Genomic DNA, 15,802 nt, shown 5'->3' on the forward strand with positions numbered 1-15,802 from the left:
TTATATATCTACGTGTCTTTCAATGCATAAACATCTCGACCGCGCCCAAAAGCAAAGCGGACGGAACTAGGTAAATCTTTGCCAGAAAAAGTAATAAAGATGATAACGCCTAAGAATGTTAAACCAGCGCATAGACCAAACAAATCTCTATAGCCAAGATATTCGGCAACGTAACCAAAAACTGGACCTGCGATCGCAATCCCTACGTCTAAGCCCATCAGACAGATAGCGAATATCTGCCCCCGTTCATAAATGTGCGCTCGATCCACCATCAAAACTGCAATAATAGGAATCAGAGTGCCAGAAGCAGCCCCCTCAATCATTGATGCAAATAAGAAAGCTGCAGGACTATTTGCTAGCCATAGAACTGATAATGCTAACGTGTAAAGAACTAGACTGATAGTAATAAGCAAACCACGACCAAAGCGATCGCTTGCCTTTCCAGTAAATAGCCTGATGCCAAAACTAGCAACTGCGGCGGCTGTATAAAACAACCCTGGATTTAAATTTACCCCAGTTGATTTAATGAACAGCGGGACAAAAACGTGTAAAGCACCAAAAGCAAAACCAATCAGCAACATGATGAGAGCTGGAATTCTCACTCTCGGACTAAACAAAACTTGCCAAAATTGACGATTTTTGATGTCCCCTTGGTGGTGCGTTAGCAATGGTGGATTGACAATTGTCAACAAACCCAAAAACGCCACAAAAGCTAATTCAGCAGTAATCAAAAATAAAATCTGGTTACCGACTCCGGCTTGCAAATATCCGCCTAAAGCTGGTCCAATTGCTATTCCGATAGGATTAACCAAGCTCATGTAGCCAATGATTTCACCCCGCTTTTGCGAGGGAGCTATGTCAGCCACCAACGCATTAAAACCAGTGCTGAAAGCAGCTATGCTAATACCATGAAAAGCACGCACTACTATCAGCAGGGGAATAGATTTGACTGACAAGTAGCCAAGCGGTGCTATAGCAGCCACGAGTGTACCAATCAGCAAGACAATTTTACGACCCCGCCAATCCGCCAAGCGTCCTAACAAAGGGCGAAAAAACAACAGTCCGATGGCAAAACTACCCATCACAATCCCAATTTGCTGCTTTGTTGCACTTACAGACTCAACATACAGTGGTAGCGTTGGCAGCAATGAACCAATGCTGGACCAGAATAATAAACCTGCTGCAAATAAAATCAGCAGCTTGCTTTGCAATTGGATATTGATTGTGCCAGACATATTCACAGCAAATGCTTATTAATTGTGTCTTTGTTTAATCTTTTACCAGCAAATTCAATGAAATACAATGATGACTCGTTCTTATAAAGAGTAAAAAATTCAGTAAAACCCGATAACCAGGCTTTTTTATGGTATCAAAAAAAAGAAAAGATTGGTTTAGGGGTCGGGTACTATATAAAGATTGATTTAGTTATTTGATAAATTAGTAGCATTTATTACTATCTAACGCTTAGTAGGTCTATTTGAAAATCTTTCTAAAGATGCAACTCAAACAGTGATGCTCTCCATCTGTGTCAACAACGCGCGGGTGTAAGGGAGCCAGTACTGAAGGAGGGTTTCCCTCCGTAGGTATCTGGCGTGTGTAAGGGTGTAAGGGTGTAATACCATTTCACGAAATTCGTGATACAAATTCTTTTTCCTCATCTCCCCCTACTTCCCTTACCCCCGCTGCTCCCAAGCGCTGCCCATTTGTATTAACCTTAAAGTGAAATGGTATAAGGGGTAAGAGTTATTGGTGGGGGTTTGGATCCACCACCAATAAAAGACCACGCTTATTAAAAATTTAGCGGGGGCGCCGGCTCCTTTTGGTTCCGGGGCAGGGATGCACCACATCCGAGAGTGCGCCCCTCTTAGGGGCTAGAAAAATCTCTCTTCTGGCCTACACCCCTAGACCTTAAGCCAAAACTTTTTCAAATGCTGAGTGCATTAGCGAACGCTTACGCGTAAGCGTTCGCTAACTTGTGTCCGGAGGACATAGGGCACCTGCTTGAATTGCTTATACCCGCGTCTTTTGCTTTAACGCAAAATTTAAAGAGACTGCAAAATCTCTTCATCCATAGAAAAATCAACTTCTACTTGATCTCGCCCAGAAGTGAGAAAATCATTCTCAAAGGAGTCTTTGAGTCCAGAAATTAAATCATACTCAGGCTGCCAGTTTAATTCTGTTTTCGCTTTACTCACCGAGGCAAAGAAGTGCTGCACCCGTAAAGGAAAAGCTTTGCGCTTCTTGCCGAAATCAAATTTTTTCGGGTCGTAATGCACGATTTTTATCTCATCGGGAGATTTGCCAGCAGCAACGATGCAGGCGCGGGCTAAACCATCAAAAGTGACAAAGCGATCGCCAGATACATTGTAAATTTGTCGCAGTGCGATAGAGTTGCCTAGAACTTTGGACATTGCTGTCGCTAAGTCTTTGACATGACCGAATTGAGTTATGTGCAAGCCGTTTCCAGGGATAGGAATCGGACGGTTACGCACAATTCTGTCAAAAAACCAAGCTTCTAAATCGTTATAGTTCTGAGGACCATAAATGTAGGTGGGACGAATTGAGGTAAAAGGCAATCTTTGTTGCGTTAGGTAAGCTTCTGTTTCATGTTTACCTAAGTGGCGACTTTTGGGATCGATAGCATCCCCTTCCACATGAGGCATTTGGTCTGATTTGAGATACACTCCAGCAGAACTCATGTACACAAAATGTTCTACGCGGTCTTGAAAAATTTCTGCTAATGGTTGAGTATCAGTAAGTTCTCGTCCGTTGTTGTCAAAAATGGCCTCGAAATTTTCTTTGGATAATTTTTCTTTTAACTGGGCAGCATCAGTGCGATCGCCTATAATTTGTCCTACACCCTCAACTGGTGCAGGACGATTCCCACGATTAAATAGTACGACTGAATGTCCTTGTTCTACTAATAATTTGGTTAAGTAAACACCAATGAACCGCGTGCCACCCATAACTAAAATTCGCATACCATTACCCGATCTTAAGTTGCTTGATAAAGGGACTAGTGCCGCTTTGCGGAATTCGCTCGTTCAAAAACCCTGAACATAAGGGCTTTTGATATTTTGTCACCTGGTATGCTTATTTCCGCGCCCGACGTACTAGGGACTGGGAGTAGGAGTGAGGATATGAAAAAAAAATCCGCGCCCTAAGACTCAATACCTAGTATTTTGTCCCCATCTTGAGGTTATCAGTTTGCGGTATTCTGCAGGAACCTCCAAGAATTGGATTACGTCTTTAGCCAGAAGTGGGGCGTTTTCCATTCCTTTGGGAATACTGTTTGGTGTAAAGCAACCTCTAACTCCCGCCTTGCGTGTTCTCTACCAATTACAGTTAGCTGTGCCCTTGAAATGTGCCCTCGTTCATGAATGGTTGACACCGAAAGCCACTGGTGGTTCAGAACTCGTTGTGCGAGAAATTCTCAACCACGTCGATGCTGATTTATACGCCCTCATCGATTTTGAATCCAGTCACTCGGAAAGTTACTTATACCAGCGGAAGATTGGCACAACGTTTCTTCAACACTTTCCTTTTGCCCGTAATGGTGTACAAAAATATTTGCCCTTGTTACCACTAGCAATAGAACAGCTAGATTTACGGGCGTATGATGTCATTTTATCTTCATCCCACGCTGTAGCCAAAGGAGTTATAACCACTTCCGAACAGTTACATATTTGCTACTGTCATAGCCCCATGCGCTACGCTTGGGAGTTGACTTTCGATTATCTTCAACAGAGCAAGTTGGGAAGTGGTTTACCTGGATGGATGACGCGGTATGTACTGCATCGTCTGCGTGAGTGGGATGTGTTAAGTGCGAATCGTGTTGATTACTTTATTGCTAACTCAAAATATACTGCTCGTCGTATTTGGCGTTGCTATCGAAGAGAAGCAACAGTCATTTATCCGCCAGTTAATATTGAGAGTTTTCCTTTCTTGCCTCAAAAAGAAGATTTTTATCTAACTGTTTCCCGGTTGGTGAGTTACAAACAAGTATCTTTGATAATCAGGGCTTTTAATAAATTGCAACTACCTTTAGTAGTAATTGGAACAGGATCAGAGATGAAAAAAATCCGGAGGATAGCACAATCAAATATACAAATATTGGGGTGGCAACCCGATGATGTGGTAAAAAAATATATGGCTAACGCTAAAGGTTTTGTCTATGCAGCTCGTGAAGATTTTGGCATAGCTTTAGTGGAAGCGCAGGCTTGCGGCACTCCGGTGATCGCCTATGGTGCTGGTGGTGCTTTAGAAACTGTGCAAGATCTACGCGAACACGGTGAGCAAGGAACTGGTATCTTTTTCAAAGAGCAAACAGAGGAGGCATTGGTAGACGCGATCAAAAAATTTGAAGTTTATCAAGGAAAATTAAATCCTGAGTATGCGCGAGTGCACGCTGCTCAATTTTCGCCGCAAATGTTTGCACAGCGCTATCTTGACTTTCTAAATAAGTGTATACAAAAAAGACCATCACCTGATTGATGGTCTTGTTTTACAGGCTTTTGGAAATTTGCCCCCAGAAGCACCTCCTTTTAGCTTTAAGATTGGGACTATGTGTGGTGTGGATTGTTAAGGAGTATGATGACTGCCCAGAGCTCACTCCTCTCCGGGAAGCGATCGCGTAGTAAGCCCGGGACTGGGCGCTGTTTTTCCAGCAGCGTCCGCTCATCTGAAGGACGGACACAACTAAATGCACCTCGGTCAGCGTTGAGCAGGAAATCGCCCTTTAGGGCACTGCGCTCCGCACAACCGCATAGAGCGTCTTTACGCTCAACTGCAACAAATGTGGCTGCCCTATTGCCCTGGAAACGGGCAGGTGTTGTTGAGACAAACACTTCAACAACATACAGAGGAGCACGGCTTTTCTTCAAACGCGGTCAACACAAAAAGATACCTAGAGTTCAAACTAAAGGTCTGTCTTTTCAGGTTTTAAACGGAGAGTTTACCAAGCGACTGTTCGATATTTTCTTTTCCCTGTCGGTACTAATTCTGTTCTCCCCTGTGTACTTAATTTTGGCTTTGTTGATTGCTTTAAGCTCACAAGGTCCAATTTTTTATATACAGGAACGGGTTGGTAAAAACTACAAACCCTTTTATTGTATAAAATTCCGAACAATGGTAACCAATGCCGACGAAATCCTCGTGCAAATGATGGAAACATCTCCTCATATGCGGCAAGAATTTGAGGCAAATTTTAAACTCAAGCACGACCCGCGAATTACGACAATCGGTCGTTTTTTGCGAATGACTAGCTTGGATGAATTTCCTCAGTTCTGGAATGTTTTAAAAGGAGACATGAGTGTCGTCGGTCCAAGACCTCTAGTCACAGAAGAGTTACCTAAGTATGGTTGTCACATAGAGCAGATTTTAACTATCCAACCAGGAATTACTGGATTGTGGCAAGTCTCTGGACGTAATGATATTCCCTATCCTCGACGGGTTCAAATAGACTTGCATTACGCCAAATTCAGAAATTTTTGGTTAGATTTGTGGATAATTTTTAAAACCATTGGTGTTGTGATTATGCCCAAAGACAATGGAGCGTACTAAACAATTCAAAATCAAAAGTATGGCACTTTGTCTGGGGCACAGGCTAACGCTCTACGTACCAAGCTATCTCCTTTGGAGACGCTGTGTGTATGCCTACGATACCTTTAGTGTTTTACACTATCAAAATTGACAAGTTAATGCTCGGGAGCATTGTAATCATTTTGCGATTGCAAATTAAATTTGCGACAATGATCTCGTGATCAAAAATTCGTAATTCGTAATTAAAGTTGTGATTATGAATTACGAATTTTTCCTGAGACTCTGTGCTAAAGCGGCAATTTGACTGCTGAGTTGAGCCTAAATGGCCACTTCACTAAATTTTCCCTTATTTTTAAGATAACTTTAAAGTAAATGGTTATATATAAAGTTTTAGTGAGTGTAACAAAAAATTACAAAATAAGATAAAACAGTGTATATGGGGTAAGAAATATTGCCGTCAACTCAGGTATCGGCAGATTTACGCATCTGTCCATGAATCTACAAATTAGAACTTGTAAATTTCCCGTTGGAAAATTAAATAAATACCTGTTAGGTTGTACCAGGGTCGCGTGTAGTATTCATCTATTCAGTAACCACAAGGGATAAGAAAGCATGATGCAAAAGAAGCGAGCGTTGATTACTGGTATTACCGGTCAAGATGGTTCATATCTGAGTGAGTTTTTGCTAGAGCAAGGATATGAAGTTCATGGTATAATACGTCGGACATCCACCTTTAACACTGACCGCATAGATCATATTTACGAAGACCCTCACAAAGAGGGAGTGCGGTTATTTCTACACTATGGCGACTTGACGGATGGTACCACTTTGCGCCGCATTCTAGAAGAAGTCCAACCAATAGAAATTTATAATCTGGGTGCTCAATCCCATGTACGGGTGAGTTTTGATTCTCCTGAATACACAGTGGATTCTGTAGGGGTGGGAACGCTGCGTTTGTTAGAAGCAATTCGTGACTACCAGCGTCGCACAGGTATCCAAGTGCGATTCTACCAAGCAGGTTCTTCGGAAATGTTTGGTTTGGTACAAGCAGTCCCACAGAGAGAAACCACACCGTTTTACCCCCGTAGTCCTTATGCTTGTGCTAAGGTTTACGCTCATTGGCAAACAGTAAATTACCGTGAATCTTACGATATATTCGCGTGTAATGGAATACTCTTTAACCACGAATCACCAAGACGCGGTGAAACATTTGTCACCCGCAAGATTACTATGGCAGTTGCCAGAATCGTTGCTGGCAGACAGAAAAAGCTTTACATGGGTAATCTTGATTCCAAGCGAGACTGGGGCTATGCCAAGGATTATGTCAAGGCAATGTGGTTGATGCTTCAGCAGGATCAGCCTGAGGATTACGTGATTGCTACGGGTGAAACCCATACAGTACAAGAGTTTCTCGAACAAGCGTTTGGTTATGTCAACCTTAACTGGGAAGACTATGTGGAATTTGACGAACGCTATCTCCGTCCAGCAGAGGTGGACTTGTTAATTGGTGATTCTACCAAGGCGCAGCAAAAGTTGGGTTGGAAACCATCGATAACATTTGACCAACTGGTAGCCATTATGGTAGAAGCTGACCTGCAAGGATTGGGACTGACTTTACCAAATGGTAAGGTAGCAAAAGTCCTCAAGGATAATGCTATGATTCGGCAAGAATTGGGTGCGCTCCACTTGTGATGTACACCGCGAGGAAGAAAATATGAACGCCTTAGAACTCAAGGATAAAAGGATTCTCGTGACTGGTGGAGCTGGTTTTTTGGGGCGTCAAGTGATAAACCAGCTGTGTAAGGCAGGAGCCAATGAGAATAAAATTACGGTACCGCGATCGCAATCTGGCGATTTACGTGTCCTAGAAAATTGCCAACGAGCAGTGGATCAACAAGACATTGTAATCCACTTAGCAGCACACGTCGGCGGTATCGGTCTCAATCGCGAGAAACCTGGGGAATTATTCTATGACAACTTGATAATGGGAACTCAGTTGATTCATGCATCTTATCAAGCGAAAGTAGAAAAATTTGTCTGCGTTGGTACAATCTGCGCTTATCCCAAATTTACCCCAGTTCCATTCAAAGAGGATGACCTGTGGGATGGGTACCCAGAAGAAACCAACGCTCCCTACGGAATAGCAAAAAAAGCTCTTTTAGTCCAACTGCAAGCTTACCGCCAGCAATACGACTTTAATGGTGTTTACCTGCTACCTGTGAATCTGTATGGACCAGAAGATAACTTTGATCCAAAAAGTTCTCACGTCATCCCAGCGCTGATTCGCAAAGTTTATGAAGCACAAATCAAGGGAGAAAAGAAACTCCCAGTTTGGGGTGATGGTAGTCCTACCCGCGAGTTTCTGTATTCAGAAGACGCGGCACGGGGTATTGTGATGGGGACTCAATTTTACAACGACCCTGAACCCGTTAACTTGGGAACAGGTTATGAAATCTCCATCCGTGACTTAATCAATCTCATCTGTGAATTGATGGAGTTTGACGGTGAAATTGTTTGGGAAACCGACAAACCTAACGGTCAACCGCGTCGCTGTTTAGATACCGAACGGGCTAAGAAAGCCTTTGGTTTCAGTGCGGAAGTAGACTTCAAGCAAGGGTTGAAGAACACGATTGAGTGGTGGCGTAAAAACGCTGCTTAATCGTCGTCAAAAGACTAATTTATTGTAGGGTGGGCATTGTCCACCTTATTTTTGTTTTTTAGAACTCAGATGAGAAAAACAGAGTTACGCAAATCGTTGCTCAAAACACGTCAATCTTTATCCATAACAGACTGGAAACATAAGAGTCAGCTTATCTGCCAAAACCTTTTAGACTCCCCCCAATTTAACCAAGCAAAAACAATACTCGCTTATTTTAGCTTTCGCCAAGAACCAGATCTGAGTTCTTTATTTTCAGATTCCTCTCATCGTTGGGGTTTTCCTCGCTGTGTTGGTAAATCGCTTTCCTGGCATCTCTGGACACATCAAGACACCGTAGTAACCGGAAATTATGGTATCACGGAACCCCATCCTGACGCACCAACTATAGCTCCTGCAGACGTTGATTTAATTCTCGTTCCTTGTGTCTCTTGTGACTATCAAGGATATCGCTTGGGTTATGGGGGGGGATATTATGACCGGATGCTGAGTTCTCCAGAATGGATAAATAAGCCAACCATAGGTATTGTGTTTGCATTTGCCTATTTACCTGAGATACCCATTGATACTTGGGATAAACCGTTGCAAAGTGTATGCACAGAAATAGCCACTTAGAAATTGTTCTTTTGACAGAGTTACAAAAGATTTTTATCTAGTTTCTTTCTCCTCCTATAGACAGAATAGTTGATGATAATTTATAGCAATAATTAAATGAAGCAGATGACACTTAAGTCACTTGCAACTGAATGAATCGTGCTTACGAACAAATTCAAGGGGATTTTTATGGCAATTTCAGATGACGTGCAACCCGGAAGCGAACGACCAGATAATCTGCGAGATGAAATTTTTTACTATCTACTTAATAAAGTCAAACAGAGTCAGCAAGGACAGGATGTTACCTACTTCGCTGAAGATTTTGAGGGTAAATCAGTAAGCAAACCTGAATTGATTGAACATCTGGAGCATTTGATTCGGGAAGGAGCGATCGAGGGTAAGGTTGAATCTGATGGCTCGTCTGGTTTAGTGACTTGCAAGAACGCTCGAATTACGACAGAAGGTGAAAACCTGGCGAAAGTCAATTTTTTCAAAGTGTAGCCGTCATTAAAAAATGATTTAACAAGATTCGGCAAACTGAACTACCAACTTGCCAGACTCCCCACATCTGCCTGTACGGGCGTGGGGATATCTCGTTTTAGACGGCGTTTTATACTGATTAAATAATTTTGAAAGAAATCACATATGGAAGGAAGCGCTTGTGCAAGTAGAACTTAAAAGTCGGGAGTGAGTTTCTTCAGTGCAGCGCTTGCATGTAGCCTGACTTGAGGATCTTTGTCTGCCAACATCTGGGTTAATGGATTTATTGCTTGCTTTTTGCCCAACTGTCCTAAAGACAGAGCGATCGCACTTTTAATATTGGCAATTTCAACTCCCGGATGGTTTTGTTGCAACATTTCCAATAAAATTTCTGTTGCTTTGTCGCTTAAGCTTGTATCACTGACTCGCCCTAAAACGGTAACAATTTCCTGCCATACTGTGGGGAACTGCAGTTGATAAAGTGCTTGTTGCAGATACTCCAAGCCGGACAGTGTCCCCACCCAACTTAAAGCGCGGATGGCTTCTAGTTGCAACCGAATTGGTACATTAGGCGACACCAAAACCTCAAATAATTGCTGTGCTGCAGCTTCGCCACCCATTCTAGAAAGAGCAACGACGGCGGCACAACAAACATCTTGGTTAATGTCAAAAAGCCTCGGTTGCAATTGTGCCACCAAATCTAGTGCTTCACGTAAGTCAGGGCGAAAACCCAAACCAACGACTGCTTCTCGCCTGACTGGGGCGGCAATATCATTCAAAGCATTGATAAGCACTGGTGGCACACGGTGATCGTGAAAGCTACTCAGTGCTTCAATTGCCACAGCACGCACAGCAACTTGTGAATCTTGTACTATGCTCAACAAAGGTGCGATCGTTTCTTTTTGCCGAATGTAAGAAAGCATTTGAGTCGCTAATAGCCGTGTCTGTTCCTCGGCTAAAAGTTCTGTTAAGGAAGCAATAGCAACAGAACCCATTTGCCCCAAGGCAGTGGCTGCTATCTCCTTGAGTTCCTCACTTTCATCGGTTTTGAGCAATTCCATCAGAGGTGGAATGGCATTTGGATTTTTCAAATCCCCCAAAATGCGTGCTGCGTAAGCGCGTAACTCTTCCTCTGCATCTTCATCTTTTAATATATCTATCAATGGGGGGATGGCAATCGTCCCTAAGCTAGTTAATACTTTTGCTATTTCCCAGCGTTGCTGAAAATCTCCATTTTCCAGAAACTGAAGTGCTAATTCCAGGAGATGTTCTTGATTTTTCAGTATCTCTGGATGTTTTAAGTTGTGTTGTTGAGTCAACTGTTGCAAGCATTGAATCAGTGATGACCAATCAGCTGCGTTGTATGCTACTTGCGCTTGCACTAAAAGCTGGTTGATGTTATCCACAATTAACAAAATCTCTCGCTAGGTTTCAAAAGCTATCAGCTTTTTGTCATGTGTCCTCGCTTGCAAGGCAGAGGTGATAATACCAATTCAAAATGGACTGCGTCCCGCTGCGCTAACAAAATTCGTCTTGAAAAGTTTTGCGCCGGGAAACCCCTATGGCTAACGCCACGCCTTACGGATATCGGGGAAGACCTCCTGTCTCGCTGCGCTAACGCCAGATGCCTGCTGAGGGAAACCCTCCCGCAGCACTGGTCTCACCGGACGCGCAAACTTTTCGCAAAATGAAGAAAGCCAGACGTAACAGGGGTTTGGGAGTGTGTATCTGTCGCATTCTTTTTTCAAATTGGTATAAGAGAAGAAAAAGTTTTAAGATATGGGTTTGAGATCCCCGCTCCTACCAGGGGTGTTCTATTAGCGACTCATGACTAACACCGAATTTTTCTCTATCTTGACGGAGTAAGTTGCTAAAGGTTCTGTAGCTGGACCTGTTTGCACCTTACCATCAGTTCCAAATTTTGAGGCATGACAGGGACAGGAGAATTTTTTTGCATCATCTTTCCATTGAACTGTGCAACCTGCATGAGTACAAGTAGGGTCAACTGCAATTAGATTATTTGATTTAGATTTACCAACTACCAAGACTGGACCAACAGGTGAGTTCTTGGCAAGCAACTGACCAGTCTTATCTAAATCTTCCGTTGTACCTACAGTTTGCCAACCTTTAGGTTTTTGGGAAGAACAAGCTGCAATTAATACGGGTAAGGAACTTGCTATCCAACCCAAACCAACGAAAGTTATGAAATCACGACGATTCATGGCTGCTAAAAGAAGGTTGAAAATATAACCCTAGTGTGCCATCTCAAATGCTGTTCTGGGTAAATAAAAGGCATTGCGTGTCTTGTGCTTAATTTTATGCGAAAAATGCATCTATTTGATACAGTTTAATCAATTTATCTAAAATTTCGTAACTAAAGATACGATTTTCATCGCTTTACAACATTAAGGTAATGAGGAACAAGTACATAATGTGTATCCAGACAGTGCAGCAAACAGATTATTTTTAGCAAGTATGTAAACACCAAAAAATACAATTTTTTCTACTTATATACCTCATAAACCTAGAAAAACAGGATGTTATGAGGTGAACTAGCGCCGTGCGGTGAGACCAGTGCTGCAGGAGGGTTTCCCTCCGTAGGCATCTGGCGAACCCGGAGGGGGGTTCCCGAGCCACTGCGTTGGGCGGGTTTCCCGACTTGAAGCATGTGGCGTCCCGTTGAGGCGACTAGTGTTAGCGCAGCGAGACCGGAGGTCTTCCCCGATAGCCGTAAGGCGTGGCGTTAGCCATAGGGTGAAAATTTGATGTTGAGCAACGACCTCTAAAACTTTTCTGGAATTCGCAATTGAGTTGAGCTCATGACAGACCTAGCAACTACCACTACAACCAGCTTAAACAAGTTTGAGAAATTTAAGGCACAAAAAGATGGTCTTGCTGTTAAGGCAGAAATAGAAAAATTTGCCTCTGTTGGCTGGGAGGCGATGGACGAAACTGATCGCGATCATCGGCTTAAGTGGGTGGGTGTATTTTTTCGCCCAGTCACTCCTGGTAAGTTTATGATGCGGATGCGGATACCTAATGGTATTCTCAGTTGCGAGCAAATGCGTGTGCTTGCTGAAGTGATTCAGCGTTACGGTGATGATGGTAACGCTGACATTACTACCAGACAAAATATCCAACTGCGTGGTATCCGGATTGAAGATTTACCAGAAATCTTTGATAAACTTCGTGCAGTTGACTTAACCAGTGTACAGTCAGGGATGGATAACGTCCGCAATATTACAGGTGATCCCGTCGCTGGGTTAGATGCGGATGAGTTGTTTGACACGCGAGAGTTGGTGCAACAAATTCAACACATGATTACCAACCAAGGTGAAGGTAATCCTGAGTTCACCAACCTCCCACGCAAATTTAATATTGCGATCACTGGTGGACGGGATAATTCAGTTCACGCCGAAATTAACGATTTAGCTTTCGTTCCCGCTTTTAAGGAAGTAGAGGGAGCAGGGAGCAGGGAGCAGGGAGCAGAGGAAGAAATGACTTTCTCATCCCCAATATTTGGCTTCAATGTTATTGTTGGTGGATTCTTTTCTGCCAAGCGTTGTGAGGCGGCTGTTCCCCTGAATGTTTGGGTTCCTCCAGAGGGTGTCGTCGCTTTGTGTAGAGCCGTTTTGGAAGTTTTTCGTGATCACGGTTTACGCGCAAATCGGCAAAAAGCCCGTTTGATGTGGTTAATTGACGAATGGGGTTTGGAAAAATTCCGCGCAGAAGTTGAAAAACGGTTTGGTAAGTCGTTGATCAGCGCAGCAGCACGGGATGAAATTGATTGGGAAAAACGCGACCACGTTGGGGTATATAAACAAAAACAACCAGGATTGAACTACGTAGGGTTACACATTCCGGTTGGTCGGTTGTTTGCCGAGGATATGTTTGAAATCGCACGTCTGGCAGAAGTTTACGGCAGCGGCGAAATCCGTCTCACCGTTGAACAAAACTTGATTATCCCCAATATTGCTGATTCATTGCTGGAAAGTTTATTAACAGAACCTGTACTTAACAAGTTTAGTATTAACCCCACTTTGTTGACGCGATCGCTCGTTTCTTGTACAGGCGCACAATTTTGCAACTTTGCCCTCATTGAAACCAAAAACCGCGCTTTAGAAACCGTAAAGGCGTTGGAAGCAGAGGTAGAACTAACTCGTCCTGTACGAATTCACTGGACAGGATGCCCAAACTCTTGCGGACAGCCCCAAGTGGCAGATATCGGCTTGATGGGAACTAAAGTTCGCAAAAATGGTAAAACTCTGGAAGGGGTTGATATTTACATGGGTGGGAAAGTTGGCAAGGAGGCACAACTAGGAACCTGTGTCACCAAAGGTATCCCTTGTGAAGACTTGCTACCAGTCTTGCAAGAACTCCTGATTTCAAATTTTGGCGCACGCTTACGAGAACCAGCCACAGTTTAAAGCTACGCCTGATTAAGAAACACTGGGTGTAGGGGTGTAAGGGTGTAAGGGTGTAGGGGAAAAGAGTGAGATTTTACGAGGTTCTGTCAAGAGTTCCCTGTTCCCTATAACTGCCACGAAGTCTAATGTTTTTCAGGGCGATCGCACGATTGTGCCCAGATTTGTCGATGCAATTTTTCTGATCTTCTATTCAATAAAACCCAATGCTCAAAGGATTGTTCTCATTCAACGGTCGCTACCGCATTCTGCACCAGACTTGGTTTGCCTTTTTTCTGACTTTTGTTTGTTGGTTTAACTTTGCTCCTTTTGCGACAACTATTGGCAAGCAGTTATCTCTAGCACCAGAGCAAATTAAAACTTTGGGCATCTGCAACCTTGCCCTAACAATCCCCGCACGAATCATCATTGGGATGCTTCTAGACCGTTTTGGTCCGAGAATTACTTACTCAATGCTGCTGATGTTTGCCGCTGTTCCTTGTTTTGCAACGGCGCTATCGCAGAATTTTAACCATCTTGTCATCAGTCGCCTGCTGATGGGAATTGTTGGCGCTGGGTTTGTCGTGGGTATCCGGATGGTGGCGGAATGGTTCCCACCAAAGGAGATTGGAATTGCCCAAGGGATTTATGGCGGTTGGGGTAACTTTGGGGCTTTTGGGGCAGAGTTTGCGCTACCGACAATTGCGGTTGCTGCAAGCTTTATGAGTGGTGGCGCTTCTAATTGGCGGTTTGCGATCGCCCTCACTGGTATCATCGCCGCTATCTATGGCGTGATTTATTACAACAGTGTCCAAGACACGCCTCCCGGCAAAGCTTATAAAAAACCCAAGAAAAATGGTGCTCTGGAAGTAACCAGTGTTAAAAGCTTCTGGGCAATGATTGTCTCAAATTTCGGTTTGATTTTCGCCTTGGGTTTATTGGCTTGGCGTCTGGAACAAAAGAACATTCACTTTTTGAATCTGAGCCAAATGTATTTGGTTTGGCTACTGTTGGCAGGATTATTTGCTTACCAAACCTATAAAGCTTGGCAAGTTAACAAAGAACTTCTTACAGGCAAGAAAACATACGCTCCCTCTCAACGCTATCAATTTAGTCAAGTCGCTTTACTCGAATTCGCTTACGTGATTAGCTTTGGTTCGGAACTTGCTGCTGTTTCCATGCTACCTGCGTTTTTTGAAAAAACTTTTGGTTTAGAACATGTGGTAGCTGGGATGATTGCCGCTACTTATCCCTTTTTAAACTTAGTTTCTCGTCCCAGTGGAGGTTTAATTTCTGATAAGTTTAGCTCTCGTAAATGGACGATGACAATTATCGCTGCTGGCATTGGTGTTGCTTATTTGATGGCACATTATATTAGCAGCAGTTGGGCGCTTCCAGTTGCAATTGCAGTGACGATGTTTGCCGCTTTTTTCGCTCAAGCTGGCTGCGGTGCTACCTATGGAATTGTACCTTTGATTAAAAAGGAAGCTACAGGACAAATTGCAGGTAATGTGGGCGCTTACGGTAATTTTGGAGGCGTGGTTTATCTGACGATTTTCAGCTTAACTGATGCACCAACGCTGTTTACCACAATGGGTATAGCTGCTCTGATCTGCGCTTTTATGTGTGCTTTCTTTCTGAAGGAACCAAAGGGTTCTTTTGCTGCTGTTTATGAAGGTGAAGCACCAGAAATGGGAACTGTAGCGAATCACAATTCTGGTCTGATGGCGGAGAAATAAGATGAAATAATTGATCTCTTCTAAAAATCTGGCTTCAGAGTATTTATAACCCCAGATAAACGCAGATAAACGCAGATAAATTGTTTGTGTTTATCTATGTTTTTCCCAAAAAAATGACTGTTTGAATCAATTTAAGAATTGACATAGTTTGCAGAATAAAAGTCTATCTAAAAAATCAGCTTATCATGTTTTTTGTATCGGACATAACATTTTTTAGAATTCAATTTCGATTTAATTAAGTAGAAATACTTTTGCGATAATTGCCAAAAGAATCAACTATATTCAGGAAATATTAGTCACTCTCATCTCAGGTTTTATCAATCGGTATTCGGAGAATTTTGTCAGTCCTATCAACTGAAGAAAAAATGAAAACACAGTAATTTGCTGGA

General features: G+C 43.0%; 12 protein-coding genes. 8 read left to right on the forward strand and 4 right to left on the reverse strand.

Annotation, left to right across the window (positions count from 1 at the left end; all coding sequences use genetic code 11):
* Positions 1 to 8 precede the first annotated feature (8 nt).
* Together AC5JM2_RS21550 and AC5JM2_RS21555 are read right to left on the reverse strand one after the other, a co-directional pair.
* A complete protein-coding gene (locus tag AC5JM2_RS21550; RefSeq protein ID WP_495836930.1) occupies positions 9 to 1,235 on the reverse strand; it encodes an MFS transporter in 1,227 nt (408 codons plus the stop codon).
* 807 nt (positions 1,236 to 2,042) lie between these two features.
* Positions 2,043 to 2,981, reverse strand: coding sequence for an NAD-dependent epimerase/dehydratase family protein (locus tag AC5JM2_RS21555; RefSeq protein ID WP_495836876.1), 939 nt, complete (start codon positions 2,979 to 2,981; stop codon positions 2,043 to 2,045).
* A 370-nt stretch (positions 2,982 to 3,351) separates the two neighbouring features.
* Between AC5JM2_RS21555 and AC5JM2_RS21560 the strand changes: the two genes are divergently transcribed.
* The 6 genes from AC5JM2_RS21560 (at position 3,352) to AC5JM2_RS21585 (ending at position 9,292) form a co-directional block, all read left to right on the forward strand.
* The gene (locus tag AC5JM2_RS21560; RefSeq protein ID WP_495836931.1) at positions 3,352 to 4,494 is read left to right on the forward strand and encodes a glycosyltransferase; all 1,143 of its coding nucleotides are present in this window, start codon (positions 3,352 to 3,354) and stop codon (positions 4,492 to 4,494) included.
* A gap of 315 nt (positions 4,495 to 4,809) precedes the next feature.
* The gene (locus AC5JM2_RS21565) at positions 4,810 to 5,562 is read left to right on the forward strand and encodes an undecaprenyl-phosphate galactose phosphotransferase family protein (RefSeq protein WP_495836932.1); all 753 of its coding nucleotides are present in this window, start codon (positions 4,810 to 4,812) and stop codon (positions 5,560 to 5,562) included.
* Positions 5,563 to 6,153: 591 nt separating this feature from the next.
* Positions 6,154 to 7,233, forward strand: coding sequence for a GDP-mannose 4,6-dehydratase (gene gmd, locus AC5JM2_RS21570; protein WP_495836877.1), 1,080 nt, complete (start codon positions 6,154 to 6,156; stop codon positions 7,231 to 7,233).
* A gap of 22 nt (positions 7,234 to 7,255) precedes the next feature.
* A complete protein-coding gene (locus AC5JM2_RS21575; protein ID WP_495836878.1) occupies positions 7,256 to 8,200 on the forward strand; it encodes a GDP-L-fucose synthase family protein in 945 nt (314 codons plus the stop codon).
* A gap of 69 nt (positions 8,201 to 8,269) precedes the next feature.
* Positions 8,270 to 8,812, forward strand: coding sequence for a 5-formyltetrahydrofolate cyclo-ligase (locus AC5JM2_RS21580; protein WP_495836879.1), 543 nt, complete (start codon positions 8,270 to 8,272; stop codon positions 8,810 to 8,812).
* A 168-nt stretch (positions 8,813 to 8,980) separates the two neighbouring features.
* Positions 8,981 to 9,292 (forward strand): hypothetical protein, encoded by a 312-nt coding sequence (locus tag AC5JM2_RS21585; RefSeq protein ID WP_495836880.1) that lies wholly within the window; start codon positions 8,981 to 8,983, stop codon positions 9,290 to 9,292.
* 173 nt (positions 9,293 to 9,465) lie between these two features.
* Here AC5JM2_RS21585 and AC5JM2_RS21590 read toward each other — a convergent pair whose 3' ends face one another.
* Entirely contained in the window at positions 9,466 to 10,677 is a 1,212-nt protein-coding gene (locus AC5JM2_RS21590; RefSeq protein WP_495836881.1) for a HEAT repeat domain-containing protein, read from the reverse strand.
* Between the two features lie 411 nt (positions 10,678 to 11,088).
* Positions 11,089 to 11,493, reverse strand: coding sequence for a QcrA and Rieske domain-containing protein (locus tag AC5JM2_RS21595; protein ID WP_495836882.1), 405 nt, complete (start codon positions 11,491 to 11,493; stop codon positions 11,089 to 11,091).
* 597 nt (positions 11,494 to 12,090) lie between these two features.
* Here AC5JM2_RS21595 and AC5JM2_RS21600 point away from each other — a divergent pair.
* Complete coding sequence (locus AC5JM2_RS21600; protein ID WP_495836883.1) at positions 12,091 to 13,698, forward strand: ferredoxin--nitrite reductase; 1,608 nt, start codon at positions 12,091 to 12,093, stop codon at positions 13,696 to 13,698.
* A gap of 203 nt (positions 13,699 to 13,901) precedes the next feature.
* The gene (locus AC5JM2_RS21605; RefSeq protein ID WP_495836884.1) at positions 13,902 to 15,413 is read left to right on the forward strand and encodes a NarK family nitrate/nitrite MFS transporter; all 1,512 of its coding nucleotides are present in this window, start codon (positions 13,902 to 13,904) and stop codon (positions 15,411 to 15,413) included.
* The last annotated feature ends 389 nt before the right edge of the window (positions 15,414 to 15,802 follow it).

This window comes from Brasilonema angustatum (genome assembly GCF_059505445.1).